Here is a 3,467-nt window from a genome sequence, read left to right as displayed (position 1 = left end):
TGGTGCTTGGCACGTTGTTGGGTATCTGAGGGTACGGCCGAAAGGCTTTATCTTCGCGATGCCGGCCCCAGTGAACTTCATCCTTTGGATGAGGGTGATGGGTGACTGGTCGTTGCTTGAGAACTACACAGTGGACGCGAGCATCTGTAGGCCAAGTTTTTAAGGGCGCACGGTGGATGCCTTGGCACCAGGAACCGATGAAGGACGTGAGAGGCCGCGATAGGCCCCGGGGAGCTGCCAACTGAGCTTTGATCCGGGGGTGTCCGAATGGGGAAACCCGGCAGTCGTCATGGGCTGTCACCCACTGCTGAACACATAGGCAGTGTGGAGGGAACGCGGGGAAGTGAAACATCTCAGTACCCGCAGGAAGAGAAAACAACCGTGATTCCGGGAGTAGTGGCGAGCGAAACCGGATGAGGCCAAACCGTATGCGTGTGATACCCGGCAGGGGTTGCGCATGCGGGGTTGTGGGAATTCTTTTGATCGGTCTGCCGGCCGGTCGGCGAGTCAGAAACCGTTGATGTAGTCGAAGGACATGCGAAAGGTCCGGCGTAGAGGGTAAGACCCCCGTAGACGAAACATCAGCGGCTTGCTTAAGAATCTCCCAAGTAGCACGGGGCCCGAGAAATCCCGTGTGAATCTGGCGGGACCACCCGCTAAGCCTAAATATTCCCTGGTGACCGATAGCGGATAGTACCGTGAGGGAATGGTGAAAAGTACCGCGGGAGCGGAGTGAAATAGTACCTGAAACCGTGTGCCTACAAGCCGTGGGAGCGTCGCCGTTATTCTTCGGAATAACGGTCGTGACTGCGTGCCTTTTGAAGAATGAGCCTGCGAGTTAGCGGTGTGTAGCGAGGTTAACCCGTGTGGGGAAGCCGTAGCGAAAGCGAGTCCGAATAGGGCGATTGAGTTGCACGCTCTAGACCCGAAGCGGAGTGATCTAGCCATGGGCAGGTTGAAGCGGAGGTAAGACTTCGTGGAGGACCGAACCCACCAGGGTTGAAAACCTGGGGGATGACCTGTGGTTAGGGGTGAAAGGCCAATCAAACTCCGTGATAGCTGGTTCTCCCCGAAATGCATTTAGGTGCAGCGTCACGTGTTTCTTGCCGGAGGTAGAGCACTGGATAGGCGATGGGCCCTACCGGGTTACTGACCTTAGCCAAACTCCGAATGCCGGTAAGTGAGAGCGTGGCAGTGAGACTGTGGGGGATAAGCTCCATGGTCGAGAGGGAAACAGCCCAGAGCATCGACTAAGGCCCCTAAGCGTACGCTAAGTGGGAAAGGATGTGGAGTCGCAGAGACAACCAGGAGGTTGGCTTAGAAGCAGCCACCCTTGAAAGAGTGCGTAATAGCTCACTGGTCAAGTGATTCCGCGCCGACAATGTAGCGGGGCTCAAGCGTACCGCCGAAGTCGTGTCATTGCAGCAATAGGGCCAACGCCCGCTGTGATGGGTAGGGGAGCGTCGTGTGCCGGGTGAAGCAGCAGCGGAAGCTAGTTGTGGACGGTTCACGAGTGAGAATGCAGGCATGAGTAGCGATACACACGTGAGAAACGTGTGCGCCGATTGACTAAGGGTTCCTGGGTCAAGCTGATCTGCCCAGGGTAAGTCGGGACCTAAGGCGAGGCCGACAGGCGTAGTCGATGGACAACCGGTTGATATTCCGGTACCCGCTTTGAAACGCCCAATATCGAATCAGGCGATGCTAAGCCCGTGAAGCCGTTCCGGACCCTTCGGGGAAAGGAAAGTGGTGGAGCCGGCGAACCAGACTTGTAGTAGGTAAGCGATGGGGTGACGCAGGAAGGTAGTCCAGCCCGGGCGGTGGTAGTCCCGGGGTAAGGGTGTAGGCCGAGGGGTAGGCAAATCCGTCCCTCATATAAGGCTGAGACCTGATGCCGAGCCGATTGTGGTGAAGTGGATGATCCTATGCTGTCGAGAAAAGCCTCTAGCGAGTTTCATGGCGGCCCGTACCCTAAACCGACTCAGGTGGTCAGGTAGAGAATACCGAGGCGTTCGGGTGAACTATGGTTAAGGAACTCGGCAAAATGCCCCCGTAACTTCGGGAGAAGGGGGGCCATCACTGGTGATCGGATTTACTCCGTGAGCTGGGGGTGGCCGCAGAGACCAGCGAGAAGCGACTGTTTACTAAAAACACAGGTCCGTGCGAAGCCGTAAGGCGATGTATACGGACTGACGCCTGCCCGGTGCTGGAACGTTAAGGGGACCGGTTAGTCACATTTCGGTGTGGCGAAGCTGAGAACTTAAGCGCCAGTAAACGGCGGTGGTAACTATAACCATCCTAAGGTAGCGAAATTCCTTGTCGGGTAAGTTCCGACCTGCACGAATGGCGTAACGACTTCTCGACTGTCTCAACCATAGGCCCGGTGAAATTGCACTACGAGTAAAGATGCTCGTTTCGCGCAGCAGGACGGAAAGACCCCGGGACCTTTACTATAGTTTGATATTGGTGTTCGGTTCGGCTTGTGTAGGATAGGTGGGAGACTTTGAAGCGGCCACGCCAGTGGTTGTGGAGTCGTCGTTGAAATACCACTCTGGTCGTGCTGGATGTCTAACCTCGGTCCGTGATCCGGATCAGGGACAGTGTCTGATGGGTAGTTTAACTGGGGCGGTTGCCTCCCAAAAAGTAACGGAGGCGCCCAAAGGTTCCCTCAGCCTGGTTGGCAATCAGGTGTTGAGTGTAAGTGCACAAGGGAGCTTGACTGTGAGACCGACGGGTCGAGCAGGGACGAAAGTCGGGACTAGTGATCCGGCGGTGGCTTGTGGAAGCGCCGTCGCTCAACGGATAAAAGGTACCCCGGGGATAACAGGCTGATCTTCCCCAAGAGTCCATATCGACGGGATGGTTTGGCACCTCGATGTCGGCTCGTCGCATCCTGGGGCTGGAGTCGGTCCCAAGGGTTGGGCTGTTCGCCCATTAAAGCGGTACGCGAGCTGGGTTTAGAACGTCGTGAGACAGTTCGGTCCCTATCCGCTGTGCGCGTAGGAATATTGAGAAGGGCTGTCCCTAGTACGAGAGGACCGGGACGGACGAACCTCTGGTGTGCCAGTTGTCCTGCCAAGGGCATGGCTGGTTGGCTACGTTCGGGAGGGATAACCGCTGAAAGCATCTAAGCGGGAAGCCTGCTTCAAGATGAGTATTCCCACCTCCTTGAGAGGGTAAGGCTCCCAGTAGACGACTGGGTTGATAGGCCAGATGTGGAAGCCCGGTAACGGGTGGAGCTGACTGGTACTAATAGGCCGAGGGCTTGTCCTCAGTTGCTCGCGTCCACTGTGTTAGTTCTGAAGTAACGAACTGTGTTCATATCCGGTTGGTTAACTTCATAGTGTTTCGGTGGTCATAGCGTTAGGGAAACGCCCGGTTTACATTCCGAACCCGGAAGCTAAGCCTTTCAGCGCCGATGGTACTGCAGGGGGGACCCTGTGGGAGAGTAGGACGCCGCCGAACAA

At 56.4% G+C, this 3,467-nt stretch carries 3 rRNA genes (1 of these 3 running past the window's edge); all 3 read left to right on the top strand.

What is annotated here, in order from left to right:
* A 16S ribosomal RNA gene (locus ACFVX6_RS40530) occupies nt 1-86 on the top strand; it begins 1,308 nt to the left of the window's first position.
* A 63-nt stretch (nt 87-149) separates the two neighbouring features.
* Nucleotides 150-3,273: ribosomal RNA gene (locus tag ACFVX6_RS40525) — 23S ribosomal RNA — on the top strand.
* Nucleotides 3,274-3,347: 74 nt separating this feature from the next.
* A 5S ribosomal RNA gene (gene rrf, locus ACFVX6_RS40520) occupies nt 3,348-3,465 on the top strand.
* Together the 16S, 23S and 5S rRNA genes form the textbook arrangement of a ribosomal RNA operon.
* Nucleotides 3,466-3,467 lie beyond the last annotated feature (2 nt).

Origin of the sequence: Streptomyces sp. NPDC058289 (assembly GCF_042880975.1) — a bacterium.
Lineage (GTDB): Bacteria > Actinomycetota > Actinomycetes > Streptomycetales > Streptomycetaceae > Streptomyces > Streptomyces stoeckheimensis.
This window is presented reverse-complemented; position numbering and strand designations above follow the sequence as displayed.